Origin of the sequence: Mariniflexile sp. HNIBRBA6329 (assembly GCF_043558645.1) — a bacterium.
Classification (GTDB): domain Bacteria; phylum Bacteroidota; class Bacteroidia; order Flavobacteriales; family Flavobacteriaceae; genus Mariniflexile.
This window is the reverse complement of the sequence record NZ_JBIFXS010000001.1, coordinates 71870-89257: the sequence shown is the minus strand read 5'-3', so window position 1 is coordinate 89257 and position 17388 is coordinate 71870. Positions and strand designations below refer to the sequence as shown.

Genomic DNA, 17388 nt, shown 5'->3' with positions numbered 1-17388 from the left:
CCTCACAGATTTTAAAAACCTGTGAGGTCTTTTGCATTCGTGAAAATTCAACAAATTTATGTTATACTTTAAATACTTCATTATTTTTACCAAATGATAATTACTGATACCCACACCCATTTATATAGTGAAGCGTTTGATGAGGATAGGTATGAAATGATAAAGCGTGCTTTATCCCAAAATGTATCTCGTTTTTTTATTCCAGCCATCGATTCAACCTATACTAACTCAATGTTGCAACTGGAACAAGATTTTCCTGAGCATATTTTTTTAATGATGGGTTTGCATCCCACCCATGTAAAAGAGAATTATAAAGAAGAGCTAAAACATGTTGAAGACATGCTGGCTAAACGTAGGTTTTATGCAGTTGGCGAAATTGGTATTGATTTGTATTGGGATAAATCCACATTGGGAATACAACAAGAAGCCTTCAAACATCAAATTCAATTGGCAAAAAAGTATAAGTTGCCCATTGCCATTCATTGCAGGGAAGCATTTGATGAAATATTCGAGGTTTTAGAAACCGAAAAGAGCGTCGATTTATTTGGAATTTTTCATTGCTTCACCGGAACTTTAGAACAAGCACATCAAGCCATTTCCTATAATATGAAGCTGGGAATTGGAGGTGTTGCTACCTTTAAAAATGGAAAAATCGATCAGTTTTTAAATCAAATAAACTTACAACATATTGTTTTAGAAACCGATGCTCCTTATCTAGCGCCCGTACCGTATAGAGGAAAACGAAACGAAAGTGTGTATATAATAAAGGTATTGGAAAGACTATCATATATATATAATATATCTTTAGAAGAAATTGCAGAAATAACGACTCAAAATTCTAAAGAAGTGTTTGGAATATAAATTGTAAATAAAAGAATCGTAATTCATAAATCGTAATTCAAATGGCAAAACCAAACATATTACTTATTTACACAGGTGGTACCATAGGTATGATAAAAGATTTTAAAACAGGTGCGTTGCGCGCGTTCGATTTTAAAAACCTGTTAGATAAAATACCCGAATTGCAACTCGTCGATTGTAATATTGAAACCGTTTCTTTTGAAGAACCTATCGATTCCAGTAATATGAGTCCAGAATATTGGGTTCAAATTGCTGAAATCATTGAAGCGAATTACAATAATTTTGATGGTTTTGTTGTGCTTCATGGAAGCGATACCATGAGCTACACCGCTTCGGCATTAAGTTTTATGTTGGAAAATTTAGTAAAACCCGTAGTGTTTACAGGTTCACAATTACCTATTGGCGATTTAAGAACCGATGCTAAAGAGAATTTAATCACTTCCATTCAAATGGCATCGTTACAAGAAAATGGATGTCCGGTAATAAAAGAAGTTTGTTTATATTTTGAATATAAATTGTACAGAGCAAATAGAACCACAAAAATAAATGCCGAAAATTTTAAAGCATTTGCCTCTTTAAATTATCCTGAATTGGCGGAATCGGGAGTACATTTAAAAGTGAATTATGAATATTTACTAAAGCCAGATGAATCAAAACCACTAAAAGTTCATAAAAATTTAGACACCAACATTGTACTTATTAAATTGTTTCCAGGGATTTCTCAGGAATTTTTACGTAATATTTTAAGTGTTTCAAGTCTAAAAGCAGTCATTTTAGAAACTTACGGAGCAGGAAATTGTACCAATGCACCATGGTTTATCAATCTTTTAAAAGAAACTATAAATAAAGGCGTACATATAATTAATGTGACGCAATGTTCGGGAGGGAGTGTGATGATGGGGCATTATGAAACCAGTAACCAATTGAAAACCATAGGAGTTATTTCGGGAAAAGATATAACCACCGAAGCTGCCTTAAGTAAACTAATGTATTTGTTAGGGCAAAATATTCCCAAAGAAGCGTTTAAAAAAACCTACGAAACACCAATAAGAGGGGAATTGTTTTAAAATTAACTTATAAAATTTTAACGTTCGAAGTTTTTTTTGTTATTTGCCCACCCATAAATAAGTACAGTACAAAATACAGAGAGGTGGCCGAGTGGTCGAAGGCGCACGCCTGGAAAGTGTGTATACCTCAAAAGGGTATCGAGGGTTCGAATCCCTTCCTCTCTGCTGTTATTTTTATTTTTTTATTGTATTTTTTTTATATCTTTAACACATTAATTAACTAATAAAATTAAGATTTAGAACATGAAAAGATTATTTTCTATCCTTGCCATTTCTGGAATGATGGCTTTTGGAACTGTTAATGCAACTACAAATGCTAACACGAGTACAGTTGCAACAACTGTAGCAAGTATGACTCAAGAACCTGAAGCAGCACAAGCAGAAGAACTTGGGTTTCATCAAGAATTAAAAAAGAGATTTATTGAAGGAGGTCCTGGATTTATGGGGATTGTGTTATTATGTTTAATTCTTGGTTTAGCAATTGCTATAGAGAGAATTATCTTTTTAAACCTTTCAACTACAAACACAAAAAAATTAACTCAAGAAGTTGAAGACGCTTTAGCTTCTGGAGGTATTGAAGCTGCAAAAGAAGTTTGCAGAAACACAAAAGGGCCTGTTGCTTCTATTTATTACCAAGGTTTAGATAGAACGGACGAAGGTTTAGACGCTGTTGAAAAAGCTGTTGTAGCTTACGGAGGTGTTCAAATGGGGCAATTAGAGAAAAATGTATCTTGGATTTCATTATTTATCGCGTTAGCGCCGATGTTAGGGTTCATGGGAACTGTAATTGGTATGATTCAAGCATTCGATAAAATTGAGGCTGCTGGAGATATGCAACCATCACTTGTTGCTGGAGGTATTAAAGTAGCACTTTTAACAACTGTATTTGGACTTGTTGTTGCAATGATTCTTCAAGTTTTTTATAATTACATTATTGCTAAGATTGATAGTATTGTTAATGATATGGAAGACGCTTCTATTACATTAATGGACTTATTAATTAGAAATAAAAAGTAATAATTAAAAACAAATAATCATGAATTTATATAAAATACTCAAGTATTTAGCTTTTGCTCTTGGTATTATTGGGGCTGTTTTTGCGCTATTGCTAATGACAACAGATTCAGATAGCATGATAGACAATATATTAGTAGTAACCTATATAGTACTATTTATTGTAATAGCTTTAATACTTATATATGTCCTTAAAGGCATATTTGCAGGTAACATTAAAAAGACATTAACAACTGTTGGCTTATTTTTGGCAGTTATTTTAATTTCTTATATGATATCGTCTGGTACAGATTTAGACTTGAAGCAATTTAACGATAAAGGTTTAGGCATTACTGAAGGGGTATCTAAGAACGTAGGAGCAGGGTTGTATGCTTTTTACTTTCTTGCGGTAATTGCAATAGTTGCAACGTTCCTTTCTAGTGCAAAAAAACTATTAAATAAATAAATTATGGCAAAAAGAGCAGCACCAGAAGTAAATGCAGGCTCCATGGCCGACATTGCGTTCTTACTATTGATATTTTTCTTAGTAACTACAACTATTGAAACGGATGCAGGATTAAACAGAAAGTTACCACCTATTGAAGATAATACAGAACCACCTATTATCAAGCAAAAAAATATTTTCACTGTACTTTTAAATGGTAAAGATCAGTTGCTTGTTGAGGATGAGTTAATGGAACTTAAAGATTTAAGAAAGGCAGCTACTGAGTTTTTAGACAATGGAGGTGATGGTAGTTGTGATTATTGCAAAGGAAAGAAAGATCCTGAACTGTCTGATAATCCAGATAAAGCTGTTATTTCACTAAAGAATGAGCGTGAGACGACATATAAAACATATATCGCAGTTCAAAATGAATTGGTTGCAGCTTATAACGATTTAAGAAATATCAGAGCACAGGCTCTATACGGTAAATCTTTTGTTGAAATGGAAGCAAATCTTAACGATGTGAATTGGCCAGGAAACAAAACGTTATTGAAGGAGCAACTTGAGAAAATAAAAGTTGAGTACCCTCAAAAACTTTCAGAAGTACAAAATTAAAATTTAACACATTCATTATGGCTAAATTTAAAAAGAAACAAGGAGGCGAGATGCCGGCAATATCAACAGCATCTTTGCCAGATATTGTATTTATGTTATTGTTCTTTTTTATGGTGGCAACTGTTATGAGACAGAACACTTTAAAAATAGAAAATAATTTACCATATGCAGATCAGATTGAGAAGCTGGATAAAAAGGATTTGGTGATGTACATTTATGCAGGTAAACCAAGTGCCAATTACAGAAATTATGGTACTGAAACCAGAATTCAACTTAATGATGATTTTGCTGACGTAAGAGATATAGCTGCTTTTATTGCTGCTGAACGCGCTTCTAAAAGAGAAGAATTAGTGCCGTTTTTAACTACTGCTTTAAAAGTAGACCAAAATGCTAACATGGGTTTAATTGGTGATATTAAGCAGGAATTACGAAAGGTAGATGCGCTTAAAATAAATTATACTACCAAAAAAGGTAGTGTACTTGAAAACAACTAATTTCTATATTCTTAATTTTATAAAAAAGGCGCTTTGAAATTTCAAAGCGCCTTTTTATTTTAATAACTTCACAATTTTAATAAACATTGTATGTTTGTATTTCCAAATTATAACTGTTAAGAATGAAACCTTTATATAAAGTACTGTTTATTTTTTTTGGTGCACAGTTTTGTTATTCGCAAACAGATAGCTTAAGTGCAGTGGATCATTTATATAAAGAAGACCAATTTTATATTGGTATTACCTACAATCTTTTAGGAAAAAAGCCTAGTGGGTTAAAGCAAAGTGGATTTTCAAGTGGTTTACACTTTGGAATTATAAAAGATATGCCTTTAAACGAAGCTAGAGATGTTGCTATTGGGGTTGGTTTAGGCGTGTCATTAAATTCATTTAACCATAATTTATTTATTAAGAAAGATAGTGATGGTAATTTGTCATATTCAATTTTAGATGACGGAAGTGGATATTCAAAGAACAAGTTTAATAGACAGTTAATAGAACTTCCTATAGAGTTTAGATGGCGCACATCTACACCAACAGAATATGACTTTTGGCGTATTTATGCTGGATTTAAGTTGGGTTATTTGGTAAATAGCACCACGAAATTTAAAGGCGATGGAGGATCTTTTAAATACCATAATATTGAAGATTTTAATAAACTTCAATACGGCCTTACACTCAGCGCAGGATATAATACTTGGAACTTACATTTGTATTATGGACTTAATCCTATCTTTTCTAAAAATGCTGTTTTAAATGGTAATGATATGAATACAAATATCCTAAAAGTAGGGTTGATGTTTTATATTTTATAGGAGCTTATATGTATTAGGTTAACCAGTAATTAACTAAGATTAGCTGAGGGATAACGCCAACAAAAAATCCCATGATTAATTCTTTATAGTCATGTGCTTTTACGTGCAAACGGGAAGTGGCTACGGCGCCAGTTATGATACTCATTAAAGCAAGAACTCCATTTATATTGATGCTAAAATGGATGCTTAGAACAATAAAAAACATAAACAGTCCTGAAACAGCAATCATATGTATACTGGCTTTAAACTTCAAAATAGCTAATATTAAGCATGCCATAGTTGAAATTAAAATACCTAGAAAAAAAAAGTATAATTCTATAAATTGACTTTGGGTTAAAATTCGTAGTAAAACTATTAGAGTTATGATGCAGTTTAATGCTAAAGGGAAAATACGCTCGTTGGTTGTCTTTAAATACATGGACTCAACCCTGCCTAAGGTTTTTAATAAAAAGTACAGTAAAACAGGTAAAATGATGGTGAGAATAGATAAAGATAATAGCTTAGCGTAAACGATTTCTTTAGGAGTAAACCTAGGTGATACCAAAAAATAAAACCCTACACCGGCTAAAGGCATGAGTAGTGGATGAAAAATAAACGAAATACTTTTTAATATACGATCCATTATATTTTTTTTCGTAATCGAGCTACAGGAATATCCAATTGCTCTCTATATTTTGCCACGGTGCGTCTGGCAATAGGATAGCCCTTTTCTTTTAAAATTGCAGCTAAAGTTTCATCGGTTAGTGGCTTTCGTTTATCTTCTTCTTCAATAACGGTTTCCAATATTTTTTTTATTTCTCTTGTTGAAACATCTTCACCTTGGTCATTCTTCATTGATTCTGAAAAGAAATCTTTAATCAATTTCGTTCCGTAAGGTGTATCAACATATTTGCTGTTTGCAACCCGAGATACCGTTGAAACATCCATTGAAATTTCATCGGCGATATCTTTTAAAATCATGGGTTTTAGGTTGCGCTCATCACCTGTTAAAAAATATTCTTCTTGATAGTGCATAATAGCACTCATGGTAACAAATAGGGTTTGTTGGCGTTGTTTAATAGCTTCAATAAACCATTTGGCGGCATCTAGTTTTTGTTTAATGAACAAAACGGCATCTTTTTGCGATTTCGATTTATCACTCGATTCTTTATAGCCTTTAAGCATGTTATTGTATTCTCTAGATACATGCAACTCTGGTGCATTTCGTCCGTTAAGCGTCAATTCCAATTCACCATCAACAATTCTTATGGCAAAATCGGGTACTACATGCTCTACAATTCTATTGTTTCCCGAATAAGAACCTCCTGGTTTTGGATTTAAGTGTTCAATTTCGTTAATGGCATCCTTTAATTGAATTTCCGTTATATCAAACTTTTGAATTAATTTATCGTAGTGTTTTTTGGTAAACTGTTCAAAAGCATTATCAATAATATCTATGGCCAACTCGGTATCTGGTGTTTTTTCCTTTCTATGTAATTGGATGCTTAAACATTCCTGTAAGTTTCTGGCACCAACACCCGCGGGGTCTAATTGATGTACAATTTTAAGGACTTTAGCAATATTTTCTTCGGTGGTATAAACGCTTTGGGTAAATGCTAAATCGTCCATAATATCGGATAATGACCTACGGATGTACCCGCTTTCATCAACGCTACCAACTAAAAATTCAGCGATTTCGTATTCTTCGTCATCTAGTCTATATGTGTTTAGCTGAGTTATTAAATGTTGTGTAAACGAAGTTCCTGCGGCATAAGGCATCGTTTTTTCCTCATCATCACTACTGTAATTATTAGCTTGGGTACGGTAATCTGGAATTTCATCATCACTTAAATATTCGTCAACATTTATATCATCATTACCTATTGATTCGCTTTCATCAAAGTCATCATTTGTATTATCAAAATCCGAATCAAAGTCACTTTCAATTTCTTCGTTACCACCTTCAAGTGCTGGATTTTCCTCTAGTTCTTGTTTTAAGCGTTGCTCAAAAGCTTGCGTAGGCAACTGTATCAATTTCATTAATTGAATTTGTTGCGGCGACAATTTTTGCGATAATTTGAATTGTAAATGTTGTTTGAGCATATTTTGATTTGGTTTAAAATAATAGTAAATATTTTTTCACTAATTTATTACCAAGATACTAATGTTTTTTAAAATTCGGCGTTTTGAGGTGTTCTTGGAAACGGAATAACGTCCCTAATATTGCTCATGCCTGTTGCAAACATGACCAAACGTTCAAAGCCTAACCCGAAACCGGCATGTACTGCCGTACCAAACTTGCGTAAATCTAAATACCACCAAAGTTCTTCTTCTGGAATATTGATGGCTGCCATTTTTTGTTTTAAAACCTCTAAGCGTTCTTCACGTTGGGCGCCACCAACAATTTCACCTATACCAGGGAATAGAATATCCATGGCGCGAACGGTTTTGCCATCATCATTTAAACGCATGTAAAATGCTTTAATGTTTGCAGGATAATCGAACAAAATAACAGGGCATTTAAAGTGTTTTTCAACTAAAAAGCGTTCGTGTTCACTTTGTAAATCCGTACCCCAATCTTTAATGATATATTTGAATTTCTTTTTCTTGTTTGGTGTGCTGTCTCGAAGAATATCAATGGCTTCGGTATAGCTTACGCGTTTAAAATTATTATCGGTTACAAAGTTTAATTTTTCAATTAAACCCATCTCGCTGCGCTCGTTTTGTGGTTTTGATTTGTCTTCGTCTTTTAATCGGGCGTCTAAAAACTCTAAATCTTCACGGTTGTTTTTTAGAATGTATTTTAGCACGTATTTCATAAAATCTTCGGCTAAATCCATATTACCAGCCAAATCCATAAAAGCTACTTCGGGTTCAATCATCCAGAATTCAGCTAAATGGCGGGATGTGTTTGAATTTTCAGCCCTAAAAGTAGGTCCAAACGTGTAAACTTTTCCTAAAGACATGGCGTAAGTTTCAGCTTCCAATTGGCCAGAAACGGTTAAATTGGTTTCTTTTCCGAAGAAATCTTTAGAATAATCTACATGACCTTCTTCATTCAATGGTGGTTTTTTAGCATCTAGGTTTGTAACCCTAAACATTTCGCCCGCACCTTCGGCATCACTTCCTGTAATAATTGGGGTGTGTACATAGTAAAAACCGTTTTCATTAAAGTATTTATGAATGGCAAACGATAAGGCAGAACGCAAACGCATCACTGCACTAAACGTATTGGTTCGCGTACGTAAATGGGCGTTTTCCCTTAAAAATTCAAAGGAATGTTTTTTTGGCTGAATTGGATAAGTCTCAGGGTCTGAATCGCCTAACACTTTCAATTCTTTTACTTGAATTTCTACGTTTTGCCCCTTACCTTGACTTTCAACCAAATCGCCTTTTACATGTATGGCAGCACCTGTGGTAATGCGTTTTAAAAGCGCTTCGTCGAAGGTTTCAAAATCGACCACACATTGTATGTTATTAATTGTAGAACCATCATTTAAAGCGATGAACCTGTTCGCTCTAAAAGTTCTAACCCATCCTTTTATATCAACTTCAGAACTAACAAAATCTTGTGATAGTAATTCTGAAATAGTACGTAATTTCATAAGCATTAAAATTTAGTAATGTAAATATAAAGGTTTCGTAGATGAAAATTCAAATTCTAAAAACCAAATTCCAAAAGTTGTTGAAGATTGGAATTTGGCTTCTAAATATTGGAATTTTCTTTATCGATTTCGTCTTCCTCTGGAATAATATTTATGGTAGGTTCTTTCAAAACTTCCTTATTGGCAATACTGCGTTCTAAAGATAAAAGTAACGAAGGAAGTAATAAAAGATTAGATAGCATAGCAAAAAGCAATGTGGCAGATACTAACGCCCCCAATGCGACCGTGCCACCAAAACTTGAGATGGTGAATACAGAAAAACCAAAGAATAAGACAATAGATGTATAAAACATACTTACCCCAGTTTCGCGCAACGCACCGTAAACCGATGTTTTAATTTTCCAGTTATTGGCTTGTAATTCTTGTCTGTATTTAGCGAGAAAGTGAATGGTATCATCAACCGAAATACCAAAAGCTATACTGAACACCAAAATGGTTGAAGGTTTTATAGGTACACCCAAATAACCCATTAACCCAGCAGTTACTAAAAGCGGTATTAAGTTTGGTATAAGTGAAACAATAATCATACGTGCAGACCTAAACATATACGCCATAAACAGCGCGATTAAAAGAATGGCAAGCGACAAAGAAATTGCTAAATTATTAACCAAATACGTGGTGCCTTTTTGGAACACCAAAGCTTTCCCGGTCATGGTTACTTCATAACGTTCTTTTGGGAAAAGTTTATCTATTTCTGTTTGAATATTTTCTTCAATACGTTCCATTTTATCGGTACCAATATCTTTCATAAAGGTTGTGATACGGGCGTATTGCCCTGTGCTATCCACAAAATTCTTAAGCAAATCGACATTTGATGTTGAGTTTTTGGCGTACGATAAAATAAAGCTATTTTCTTGTGAAGTCGGTAATTGGTAAAATTTGGTATTACCGTTGTAATAGGCTTGCTTGGAATACTTAACCAAATCGACCACCGAAATAGGTTTCGATAACTCAGGCGTTTCATTAATGGTTTCCTGCAATTCATCCATTCTTTTTAGGGTAGAAAGTTTCATAACACCTTGTTTGCGCTTGGTGTCAATCATAAATTCCAAAGGCATGATACCATTAAACTCATCTTCAAAAAAACGGATATCATTAACAAACTCCGAATCTTGGGGCATGTCTTCAATCAAACTTCCCGAAATTTTTATTTGATAAATGCCAATGATACTAACAATCAATAACACCAAGGCTACTGAATAAATGGCAATACGTTCATGTTTTACCATGCGTTCCATCCAATCTACGAAACCACCAATCCAACGCTTATTCAAGTGTTCTAAATGGCGATCTTTGGGGTAAGGTAAAAATGTGTAGATAATTGGAATGATTAATAAACATAATATAAAAATGGATAGGATACTTAATGAAGCTACAATACCAAATTCTTTTAAAAGGGTACTTTCGGTAAAAATGAAAGTTGCAAAACCAGAAGCAGTAGTTACATTGGTCATTAACGTGGCATTTCCAATTTTTGTAATAACGCGTTGTAACGATTTTACTTTGTTACCATGTAATTTTACTTCGTGTTGGTATTTATTAATTAAAAAGATGCAGTTTGGAATACCAATAACAATAATTAACGGAGGTATAAGTGCTGTTAAAACCGTTATTTCGTAGTTTAAGGCACCCAGAATTCCAAGAGTCCACATCACCCCAATACACACTACCACCAGCGAAATTAAAGTAGCTCTAAACGACCTAAAAAAGAAAAAGAATATAAGTGAGGTTACAAATAAAGCAGCTAGAACAAACCAAACAATTTCATCTATTATTAATTGGGCGTTTAAAGTTCTAATATATGGCATGCCCGAAACACGAACATCTAAATTTGTAGCAATCTCAAAATCTTCAATCTTTGGTATTAATTCATTAAGTATAAATTCTTTTCTGGCCGAAGTATTTACAATGGCTTTGTCAAGATAAATAATGGTTCTTATGGTTTTGGTTTTCTTGTTGAATAAGAAATTATCGTAAAATGGGTATTTATTGAAAAGCTCGTCTTCAAGTTCATTTATTTGAGAAACGGAAGTAATGGAGTCTTTAATAAATGGTTGCAAGCTGAAATTTTGATGAAGCGTATCCTTTACCAGTTTTTGAAGGTCTTTAACAGAGATAACCGTTTCTACTTCGTCATATTTTTTAAAACCATCCGCTAATTCGTTCCAAGCATTTAGTTTATCAACAGTTAACAACGTGCTGTCTTTTACACCAATAATAACAAGGTTCCCTTCTTCACCAAATTTTTTCAAAAAGTTGCTGTAGGTAATGTTTACTTCGTGGTCGTCGGGTAAAAGGTTCGCTTCGGTATTGGAAAAACGCATATTTTTCCATTGCGTGCTAAATAAAATGGTAATGATAATTATACTAACAAGAATACCAATTTTATTACGTAAAATTAACCTTGCGATAACGTCCCAAAAATCCTTGGTAAAAAGTTTTAACATGCCTTAAATAAAAGTTGCGCAAAGGTAGAAAAAATGAGGGTATTACCTCATAAAGTCAAGTTAAATGTAAACTTAAAAGCAACATTATCACCAAACTCTGATAAATGGTAGGCACCATAGCGGTAAGTAAAGCTTAATCCAAAACCGAAAATTAATTTGTTGATTTCAAAACCCGACTCTGTATAACCCTTTTTAAGTGAGCCAAAAGTAACATTTTGATGTCTTTTCGGTTCTTTTGTATCGCCAATAGCATACCGTGTAATTAAAACCATTTGCGGTTTGTAACGTGCAGTTACATAAAAAGGCTTGAGATAATGTTTGAATTGAAAAGTAGCAAATTTATCAGAAAAAAATTCGTTGAAAAACATGGTCTCAAAACTATTGGTACCAGCCACCGAAAAGCGTTGCATAATGGTTTCTTTTCTAATGTTATTGGGGTAGGCGTGGTATAGATGGGTTAACGGGATGTTGCCACTGGCAATACCTCCTACTAAAGTAATTTCAGAAAGGTTACCATCCTTTTTCCCTATTTTGTGGATGGTCCTAAAATCTACTTTCGAAAAACTTAAATCGCTTTTAAGAACATCGTTAAAACTTTTAGAGTATTGTAGTGTAATTAACGGATAGTCGTTATCTTTTGTTGCAGTTTCAGAAACTTTAAAACTTTTAAATGGGCTCCATTGCAACGCAAATTTGGCAATGCTTAAGTTGAACGTATTTAATACGCCGTTTTTGGTTACATAACCGTAGTTATAGGTGGGCTTAATGTAGCTTTCTGAAAATTCGGTTTCTGCATTTAAGTTGTTTGATATTCGGTGCTCGAATGCAATGCTTTTTGTAATATGTCTATGAAACAAATCGATATTGAGTAAACGTGGTTCAAAAAATTGAAAAATCCGTTTGTCTGTTAAAAATTTAGTGCTGCCGGTTTCTTGTAAATCGTCGGTATAAGAAAGCGTCATCCATGTATTGGTTTTTTCGTTTAATTTAAAACTGCTGCCAACGCTAAATTTAAACATATCGTCTCTAAATCCATAAACAGTGTAGCTATTTATTCGAACTTTTTCTGAAAAGGTATCATTTGTAATACCGCCTAAACCTGTTCGTACCCCTTCATATTGGTTATACTTTATTAGGTATCTTAAATCGAAATTGAAGTATTTGGTTGGTATATAGCCATTGGCAAGACCTTTTACAAATAGATTTTTTTTAACGGAGTCTTGTATCGTTTCTACATGGGTTTCATTAGCTGACTGTGCCTGGGATATTGTAACAAAAAAAGCAAAAACCAGAAGGATACAATATTTAAACATAGGTACAAGGCAAAGCTAAAGTTTGAAAAAAAAGCGACTTTTCAGTCGCTTTAAAATTATACAGTCATAATTTCCTTTTCTTTGTTATCGAAAAGGTCATCAATCTTTTTAACGTACTTATCGGTTAAATGTTGCACATCTACCTCGGCGTTCTTTTTAAGGTCTTCAGATACTTCATCTAATTTTTTAATATCGTTATTAGCATCTTTCCTTGCAGATCGAACTCCAATTTTAGCATCCTCAGCTTCGGCTTTAGCTTGTTTTGCTAAATCGCGTCTGCGCTCTTCGGTTAGTGGTGGTACATTAATAATAATGGTATCGCCATTGTTCATTGGGTTGAAACCTAAGTTTGCAATTTGAATGCCTTTTTCAATTTCTTGAAGCATGTTTTTTTCCCATGGTTGTACCGTAATCGTTCTACCATCAGGTGTGTTTATATTGGCAACTTGGGTTATTGGTGTTTGCGCACCATAATAATTAACCATAACGCTTCCCAACATAGCAGGACTTGCTTTACCTGCTCTAATGTTAATAAATTGCTTTTCCAAATGCTTTATGGCATTATCCATAGCTTCTTTTGCGGTGTCTAATATAAATTGTATGTCTTCGTTCATAATATCAAACTTTTTTCAATCAATTACTCAAAAATTACGCCAAATTTAAAGGTTTACTTCGGTACCAACTTTTTCGCCAGAAACCACTTTAAGTAAATTTCCTTTTTTATTCATATCGAATACGATGATAGGAAGTTGATTTTCTTGGCTTAATGTAAATGCCGTAGTATCCATTACCTTCAAGCCTTTTCGCAACACATCATCAAACGATATAAAATTGAATTTAATAGCATTGGTGTCTTTTTCTGGGTCGGTATTGTAAATACCATCTACACGGGTTCCTTTTAAAATAACATCGGCTTCAATTTCAATAGCACGTAAAACGGCTGCAGAATCTGTAGTAAAATAAGGATTTCCAGTACCACCACCAAAAATAACAACACGTCCTTTTTCTAGGTGGCGCATGGCTTTACGTCTAATAAAAGGCTCAGCTACCTGGTTTATATGTACGGCAGATTGCAAACGAGTTGGCAAACCAGCATCTTCTAAGGCGCTTTGTAGCGCTAAACCATTAATAACGGTTGCTAGCATACCCATGTGGTCTCCCTGTACACGATCCATGCCGTTACTAGCACCAGCAACACCTCTAAAAATATTGCCACCGCCAATTACAATGGCAACTTCAACACCTATGTCGGTAATGGTTTTAATATCCTGTGCGTATTCGGCTAAGCGTACTGGGTCTATACCGTATTGGCGGTCTCCCATTAGGGCTTCACCAGATAGTTTTAAAAGAATTCTTTTATATTTCATTATTTTTATACTGAAGTTGTGCAAAACTACATAAATTTTTGGTGTTTACCGAAGTCCAATTTATCAAAATAATGGTACACCTTAATAAATTTTATTTTTGGGCGTTACCCTAAAGGGGCGGGTTTGTAATTTACCCTGAGCTCAGACGAAGGGCTACAAGTCCTCGCTTCTGCGTAGCTGTGGGTTTTCCGCTTCAACCCCTAACGCAAATATCAGCTAAGTAAATAACCAAGATACCTACGGTGTTCTTGTAATTAAAGGCATTATTACACATAAAAAAAACCACTACTTTTCGAAAAGTAGTGGTTTTGATATCGTGATTCCTGCTTTCACAGGAGTTTAATATTACCCTAAGGCAACACGTTTAAAACCTGCAACAGCAACATCGCCATAAGACGCCACATATTTTGCAACGTTTATTTTCTCGTCTTTAATAAAGTTTTGATCTAATAAACATTGCTCTTGGTCTAAAGTTGTATTATCAGAAATGAAACGCTCAATTTTACCTGGTAAAATTTTGTCCCAAATTTGTTCTGGTTTTCCTTCAGCTTTCAATTGAGCTTTTGCATCGGCTTCAGCTTGAGCTAACACTTCAGGGGTTAATTGCGCCATAGAAATGTATTGTGGTACATTTTTAAGCGTTTTACCTAAACGTGCTAATTCTTCATTGTCTTTTTCAATAACAGCAATTCTAGCTTCTAATTCAGATGCGATGAAAGCAGGGTCAAAATCTTTGTAAGATAATGTGCTTGCTCCCATAGAAGCTACTTGCATAGCAACATCTTTAGCTAAAGTTTCAGCATTTTTTACATTAGCAGTCAATCCTACCAAAGCAGCAATTTTGTTAATATGAACGTAGCTACCAACGTAAGGAGCTTCTAATTTTTCAAAAGCATTGATATCTAATTTTTCACCAATAACACCAGTTTGCTCAATTAATTTATCTGCAACTGTCATTCCACCAAAATCAGCAGCTAAAAGCTCTTCTTTAGTGTCGTAGTTGAAGGCTAAATCAGCCAATTGGTTAGCTAAAGCAACAAAATTTTCGTTTTTACCAACAAAGTCAGTTTCGCAACCTAAAACGATGGCAACACCTACTGTATTGTCAGCATTCACTTTTGCAATAGCAGCACCTTCAGAAGACTCACGGTCAGCTCTGTTAGCAGCAACTTTTTGTCCTTTTTTACGTAAAACCTCAATAGCTTTGTCAAAATTGCCTTCAGCTTCCACTAAGGCTTTTTTACAATCCATCATTCCCGCACCAGTAGCTTGTCTTAATTTATTAACGTCTGCTGCTGTAATTTTTACTGTAGATTCCATATTTTTTTAAAATTTAAAAAAGTCGTTCAATATTCCTGTAAAGAAAATAATTAAACGACTTATTTGTATTGTGAAATTGTTAATTATTCTTCCTCGTCTGTAACAACTGCTTTAGAAGCACGTTTTTTTGTTGGTGCTACTACTTCGTTGTCATCATCTTGGTCTGTATCTTTGTCAGCCTTTCTATCTGCTAAACCAGCAGCAATAGACGCCGTTACATAAGATAATACTTTATCGATAGATTTAGAAGCATCATCATTTGCAGGTATTACATAATCAACTTGACGTGGATCAGAGTTGGTATCTACCATTGCAAAAATAGGAATGTTTAATTTTTGAGCTTCTTTAATAGCGATATGCTCACGTTTAATATCAACTACAAATAATGCACCTGGTAAACGTGTCATGTCTACAATAGATCCTAAGTTTTTTTCCAACTTAGCTCTTAAACGATCTACTTGTAAACGTTCTTTTTTAGAAAGTGTTAAGAAGGTACCATCTTTCTTCATTCTATCAATAGAAGCCATTTTTTTAACGGCTTTTCTAATAGTAACAAAGTTAGTTAACATACCACCTGGCCATCTTTCTGTGATGTAAGGCATTGTGATAGATCCAGCTTTTTCAGCTACGATATCTTTTGCTTGTTTTTTTGTTGCAACGAATAAAATTTTACGACCTGATGCTGCAATTTTAGCTAGAGCTTCACCTGCTTCATCAATTTTAGCCGCTGTTTTGTAAAGGTTTATAATATGGATGCCGTTGCGCTCCATATATACGTAAGGAGCCATGTTTGGATCCCACTTACGTGTAAGGTGACCGAAGTGTACACCTGCTTCAAGTAATTCTTTTACTTCTACTGCCATTTTGTAATAGTTTACGTTCTGTTGAATTAGCAATGTTCCTTTGGGCTTTTTAAGCTTTAGGCTTCATTTAGATGCTAAACTAAATCCTGTTTTTTATAACTAGGACAACAATAACTGAGTTAATTTTTTTAATTGTGTTGATATAATAATCAACAATCGTATTAACGTTTAGAGAACTGGAATTTCTTACGAGCTTTTTTCTGACCGAATTTCTTACGCTCTACCATTCTTGGATCTCTTGTTAATAAACCTTCTGGTTTAAGTGTTAATCTGTTTTCAGCATCTACTTCGCACATAGCACGAGATATTGCTAAACGAACAGCTTCTGCTTGACCAGTGATACCACCACCTAATACGTTTACTGTAATATCAAAGTTGCTATCATTGTTAGTCATAACCAAAGGTTGCTTAACTTTGTACTGTAAAGTAGCAGTAGTAAAGTAAGCCGCTATGTCTTTTTTATTAATCGTGATGGTCCCATTTCCTGGGGCAACATACACACGAGCAACAGCCGTTTTTCTACGGCCAATTTTGTGAATTACGTCCATTATTTGAATTCGTTTAGGTTAATTGTTTTTGGTTTTTGTGCAGCATGTGCGTGCTCTGAACCAACAACAACGTTTAAATTACGGAATAAATCTGCACCTAATTTGTTTTTAGGTAACATTCCTTTTACTGATTTTTCTACTACGCGTGCTGGATCTTTTCCAAACAATTCTGTAGCAGTTAAACTTCTTTGACCACCTGGATAACCTGTGTGACGAATGTACGTTTTATCGTTCCATTTGTTTCCAGTTAAGTTGATTTTTTCTGAGTTGATAACAATTACGTTATCACCACAATCAACGTGTGGTGTGAAGCTAGGCTTGTGTTTACCTCTTAAAAGTTTTGCAACTTTTGAAGCTAAACGGCCCAAAGACTGTCCTTCAGCGTCAACTAAAACCCACTGCTTATCTGCAGTAGCTTTGTTAGCTGAAATGGTTTTGTAGCTTAATGTGTCCACGTTATTAATTATTTTTTATTAAACATTCCTCTCTCTCAAAAAGAGTTTGCAAATGTACGATAATCTGATTGATTACCAAATAGTAAACAGGAAATTTTATTTAAGAAGTATTCTGTTGAAAATTAGGGTGTTTAATATTTA

General features: G+C 34.2%; 18 protein-coding genes and 1 tRNA gene. 8 read left to right on the top strand and 11 right to left on the bottom strand.

Features of this window, described 5'->3' with window-relative positions; genetic code table 11:
• Positions 1 to 93 precede the first annotated feature (93 nt).
• From ACGK9U_RS00390 to ACGK9U_RS00355, 8 genes are all read left to right on the top strand, one after another.
• On the top strand, positions 94 to 861 hold the full coding sequence (locus ACGK9U_RS00390; protein ID WP_394464364.1) for a TatD family hydrolase: 768 nt from the start codon (positions 94 to 96) through the stop codon (positions 859 to 861).
• Positions 862 to 902: 41 nt separating this feature from the next.
• Positions 903 to 1928 (top strand): asparaginase, encoded by a 1026-nt coding sequence (locus tag ACGK9U_RS00385; protein WP_394464363.1) that lies wholly within the window; start codon positions 903 to 905, stop codon positions 1926 to 1928.
• Between the two features lie 77 nt (positions 1929 to 2005).
• Positions 2006 to 2093 (top strand) — tRNA-Ser (locus tag ACGK9U_RS00380).
• 78 nt (positions 2094 to 2171) lie between these two features.
• Positions 2172 to 2945 (top strand): MotA/TolQ/ExbB proton channel family protein, encoded by a 774-nt coding sequence (locus ACGK9U_RS00375; RefSeq protein WP_394464362.1) that lies wholly within the window; start codon positions 2172 to 2174, stop codon positions 2943 to 2945.
• 19 nt (positions 2946 to 2964) lie between these two features.
• Positions 2965 to 3387: a hypothetical protein gene (locus tag ACGK9U_RS00370; protein ID WP_394464361.1), complete on the top strand. Its 423-nt coding sequence runs from the start codon at positions 2965 to 2967 to the stop codon at positions 3385 to 3387.
• Between the two features lie 3 nt (positions 3388 to 3390).
• A complete protein-coding gene (locus tag ACGK9U_RS00365; protein ID WP_394464360.1) occupies positions 3391 to 3981 on the top strand; it encodes an ExbD/TolR family protein in 591 nt (196 codons plus the stop codon).
• Between the two features lie 17 nt (positions 3982 to 3998).
• Positions 3999 to 4475: an ExbD/TolR family protein gene (locus ACGK9U_RS00360; protein WP_394464359.1), complete on the top strand. Its 477-nt coding sequence runs from the start codon at positions 3999 to 4001 to the stop codon at positions 4473 to 4475.
• A gap of 122 nt (positions 4476 to 4597) precedes the next feature.
• Positions 4598 to 5290 (top strand): porin family protein, encoded by a 693-nt coding sequence (locus tag ACGK9U_RS00355; RefSeq protein WP_394464358.1) that lies wholly within the window; start codon positions 4598 to 4600, stop codon positions 5288 to 5290.
• 13 nt (positions 5291 to 5303) lie between these two features.
• Here the strand turns inward: ACGK9U_RS00355 and ACGK9U_RS00350 are convergent, their stop codons facing one another.
• From ACGK9U_RS00350 to rplM, 11 genes are all read right to left on the bottom strand, one after another.
• Positions 5304 to 5912, bottom strand: coding sequence for a hypothetical protein (locus ACGK9U_RS00350; RefSeq protein WP_394464357.1), 609 nt, complete (start codon positions 5910 to 5912; stop codon positions 5304 to 5306).
• The gene (gene rpoN / locus ACGK9U_RS00345) at positions 5912 to 7372 is read right to left on the bottom strand and encodes an RNA polymerase factor sigma-54 (protein ID WP_394464356.1); all 1461 of its coding nucleotides are present in this window, start codon (positions 7370 to 7372) and stop codon (positions 5912 to 5914) included. Before rpoN ends, ACGK9U_RS00350 begins: the two co-directional genes overlap by 1 nt.
• A gap of 68 nt (positions 7373 to 7440) precedes the next feature.
• Positions 7441 to 8874, bottom strand: a complete 1434-nt coding sequence (asnS, locus tag ACGK9U_RS00340; protein ID WP_394464355.1) for an asparagine--tRNA ligase — start codon at positions 8872 to 8874, stop codon at positions 7441 to 7443.
• Between the two features lie 101 nt (positions 8875 to 8975).
• Positions 8976 to 11381 carry an RND family transporter gene (locus ACGK9U_RS00335; RefSeq protein WP_394464354.1) on the bottom strand — a complete coding sequence of 802 codons (2406 nt, stop codon included), beginning with the start codon at positions 11379 to 11381 and terminating at the stop codon, positions 8976 to 8978.
• A gap of 47 nt (positions 11382 to 11428) precedes the next feature.
• Positions 11429 to 12694, bottom strand: a complete 1266-nt coding sequence (locus ACGK9U_RS00330) for a hypothetical protein (RefSeq protein ID WP_394464353.1) — start codon at positions 12692 to 12694, stop codon at positions 11429 to 11431.
• A gap of 56 nt (positions 12695 to 12750) precedes the next feature.
• Positions 12751 to 13308 (bottom strand): ribosome recycling factor, encoded by a 558-nt coding sequence (gene frr / locus ACGK9U_RS00325; protein WP_394464352.1) that lies wholly within the window; start codon positions 13306 to 13308, stop codon positions 12751 to 12753.
• A 45-nt stretch (positions 13309 to 13353) separates the two neighbouring features.
• Positions 13354 to 14061, bottom strand: a complete 708-nt coding sequence (gene pyrH / locus ACGK9U_RS00320) for a UMP kinase (protein ID WP_394464351.1) — start codon at positions 14059 to 14061, stop codon at positions 13354 to 13356.
• Positions 14062 to 14406: 345 nt separating this feature from the next.
• A complete protein-coding gene (gene tsf / locus ACGK9U_RS00315; RefSeq protein ID WP_394464350.1) occupies positions 14407 to 15381 on the bottom strand; it encodes a translation elongation factor Ts in 975 nt (324 codons plus the stop codon).
• A gap of 83 nt (positions 15382 to 15464) precedes the next feature.
• Positions 15465 to 16244, bottom strand: a complete 780-nt coding sequence (gene rpsB / locus ACGK9U_RS00310) for a 30S ribosomal protein S2 (RefSeq protein ID WP_209655600.1) — start codon at positions 16242 to 16244, stop codon at positions 15465 to 15467.
• A 161-nt stretch (positions 16245 to 16405) separates the two neighbouring features.
• On the bottom strand, positions 16406 to 16792 hold the full coding sequence (gene rpsI / locus ACGK9U_RS00305) for a 30S ribosomal protein S9 (RefSeq protein WP_394464349.1): 387 nt from the start codon (positions 16790 to 16792) through the stop codon (positions 16406 to 16408).
• Entirely contained in the window at positions 16792 to 17247 is a 456-nt protein-coding gene (gene rplM, locus ACGK9U_RS00300; protein WP_394464348.1) for a 50S ribosomal protein L13, read from the bottom strand. The genes rpsI and rplM overlap by 1 nt, the downstream gene beginning before the upstream one ends.
• Positions 17248 to 17388 lie beyond the last annotated feature (141 nt).

Excerpts from the sequence above, each read along its gene's own strand:
- ACGK9U_RS00385 (WP_394464363.1), top strand. The coding sequence starts at position 903 with ATGGCAAAACCAAACATATTACTTATTTACACAGGTGGTACCATAGGT.
- ACGK9U_RS00375 (WP_394464362.1), top strand. The coding sequence starts at position 2,172 with ATGAAAAGATTATTTTCTATCCTTGCCATTTCTGGAATGATGGCTTTT.
- ACGK9U_RS00335 (WP_394464354.1), bottom strand. The coding sequence starts at position 11,381 with ATGTTAAAACTTTTTACCAAGGATTTTTGGGACGTTATCGCAAGGTTA.
- tsf (WP_394464350.1), bottom strand. The coding sequence starts at position 15,381 with ATGGAATCTACAGTAAAAATTACAGCAGCAGACGTTAATAAATTAAGA.
- pyrH (WP_394464351.1), bottom strand. The coding sequence starts at position 14,061 with ATGAAATATAAAAGAATTCTTTTAAAACTATCTGGTGAAGCCCTAATG.
- ACGK9U_RS00360 (WP_394464359.1), top strand. The coding sequence starts at position 3,999 with ATGGCTAAATTTAAAAAGAAACAAGGAGGCGAGATGCCGGCAATATCA.
- ACGK9U_RS00370 (WP_394464361.1), top strand. The coding sequence starts at position 2,965 with ATGAATTTATATAAAATACTCAAGTATTTAGCTTTTGCTCTTGGTATT.
- rpsI (WP_394464349.1), bottom strand. The coding sequence starts at position 16,792 with ATGGACGTAATTCACAAAATTGGCCGTAGAAAAACGGCTGTTGCTCGT.
- rpsB (WP_209655600.1), bottom strand. The coding sequence starts at position 16,244 with ATGGCAGTAGAAGTAAAAGAATTACTTGAAGCAGGTGTACACTTCGGT.
- ACGK9U_RS00330 (WP_394464353.1), bottom strand. The coding sequence starts at position 12,694 with ATGTTTAAATATTGTATCCTTCTGGTTTTTGCTTTTTTTGTTACAATA.
- ACGK9U_RS00355 (WP_394464358.1), top strand. The coding sequence starts at position 4,598 with ATGAAACCTTTATATAAAGTACTGTTTATTTTTTTTGGTGCACAGTTT.
- rpoN (WP_394464356.1), bottom strand. The coding sequence starts at position 7,372 with ATGCTCAAACAACATTTACAATTCAAATTATCGCAAAAATTGTCGCCG.
- ACGK9U_RS00390 (WP_394464364.1), top strand. The coding sequence starts at position 94 with ATGATAATTACTGATACCCACACCCATTTATATAGTGAAGCGTTTGAT.
- ACGK9U_RS00350 (WP_394464357.1), bottom strand. The coding sequence starts at position 5,912 with ATGGATCGTATATTAAAAAGTATTTCGTTTATTTTTCATCCACTACTC.
- asnS (WP_394464355.1), bottom strand. The coding sequence starts at position 8,874 with ATGAAATTACGTACTATTTCAGAATTACTATCACAAGATTTTGTTAGT.
- frr (WP_394464352.1), bottom strand. The coding sequence starts at position 13,308 with ATGAACGAAGACATACAATTTATATTAGACACCGCAAAAGAAGCTATG.
- ACGK9U_RS00365 (WP_394464360.1), top strand. The coding sequence starts at position 3,391 with ATGGCAAAAAGAGCAGCACCAGAAGTAAATGCAGGCTCCATGGCCGAC.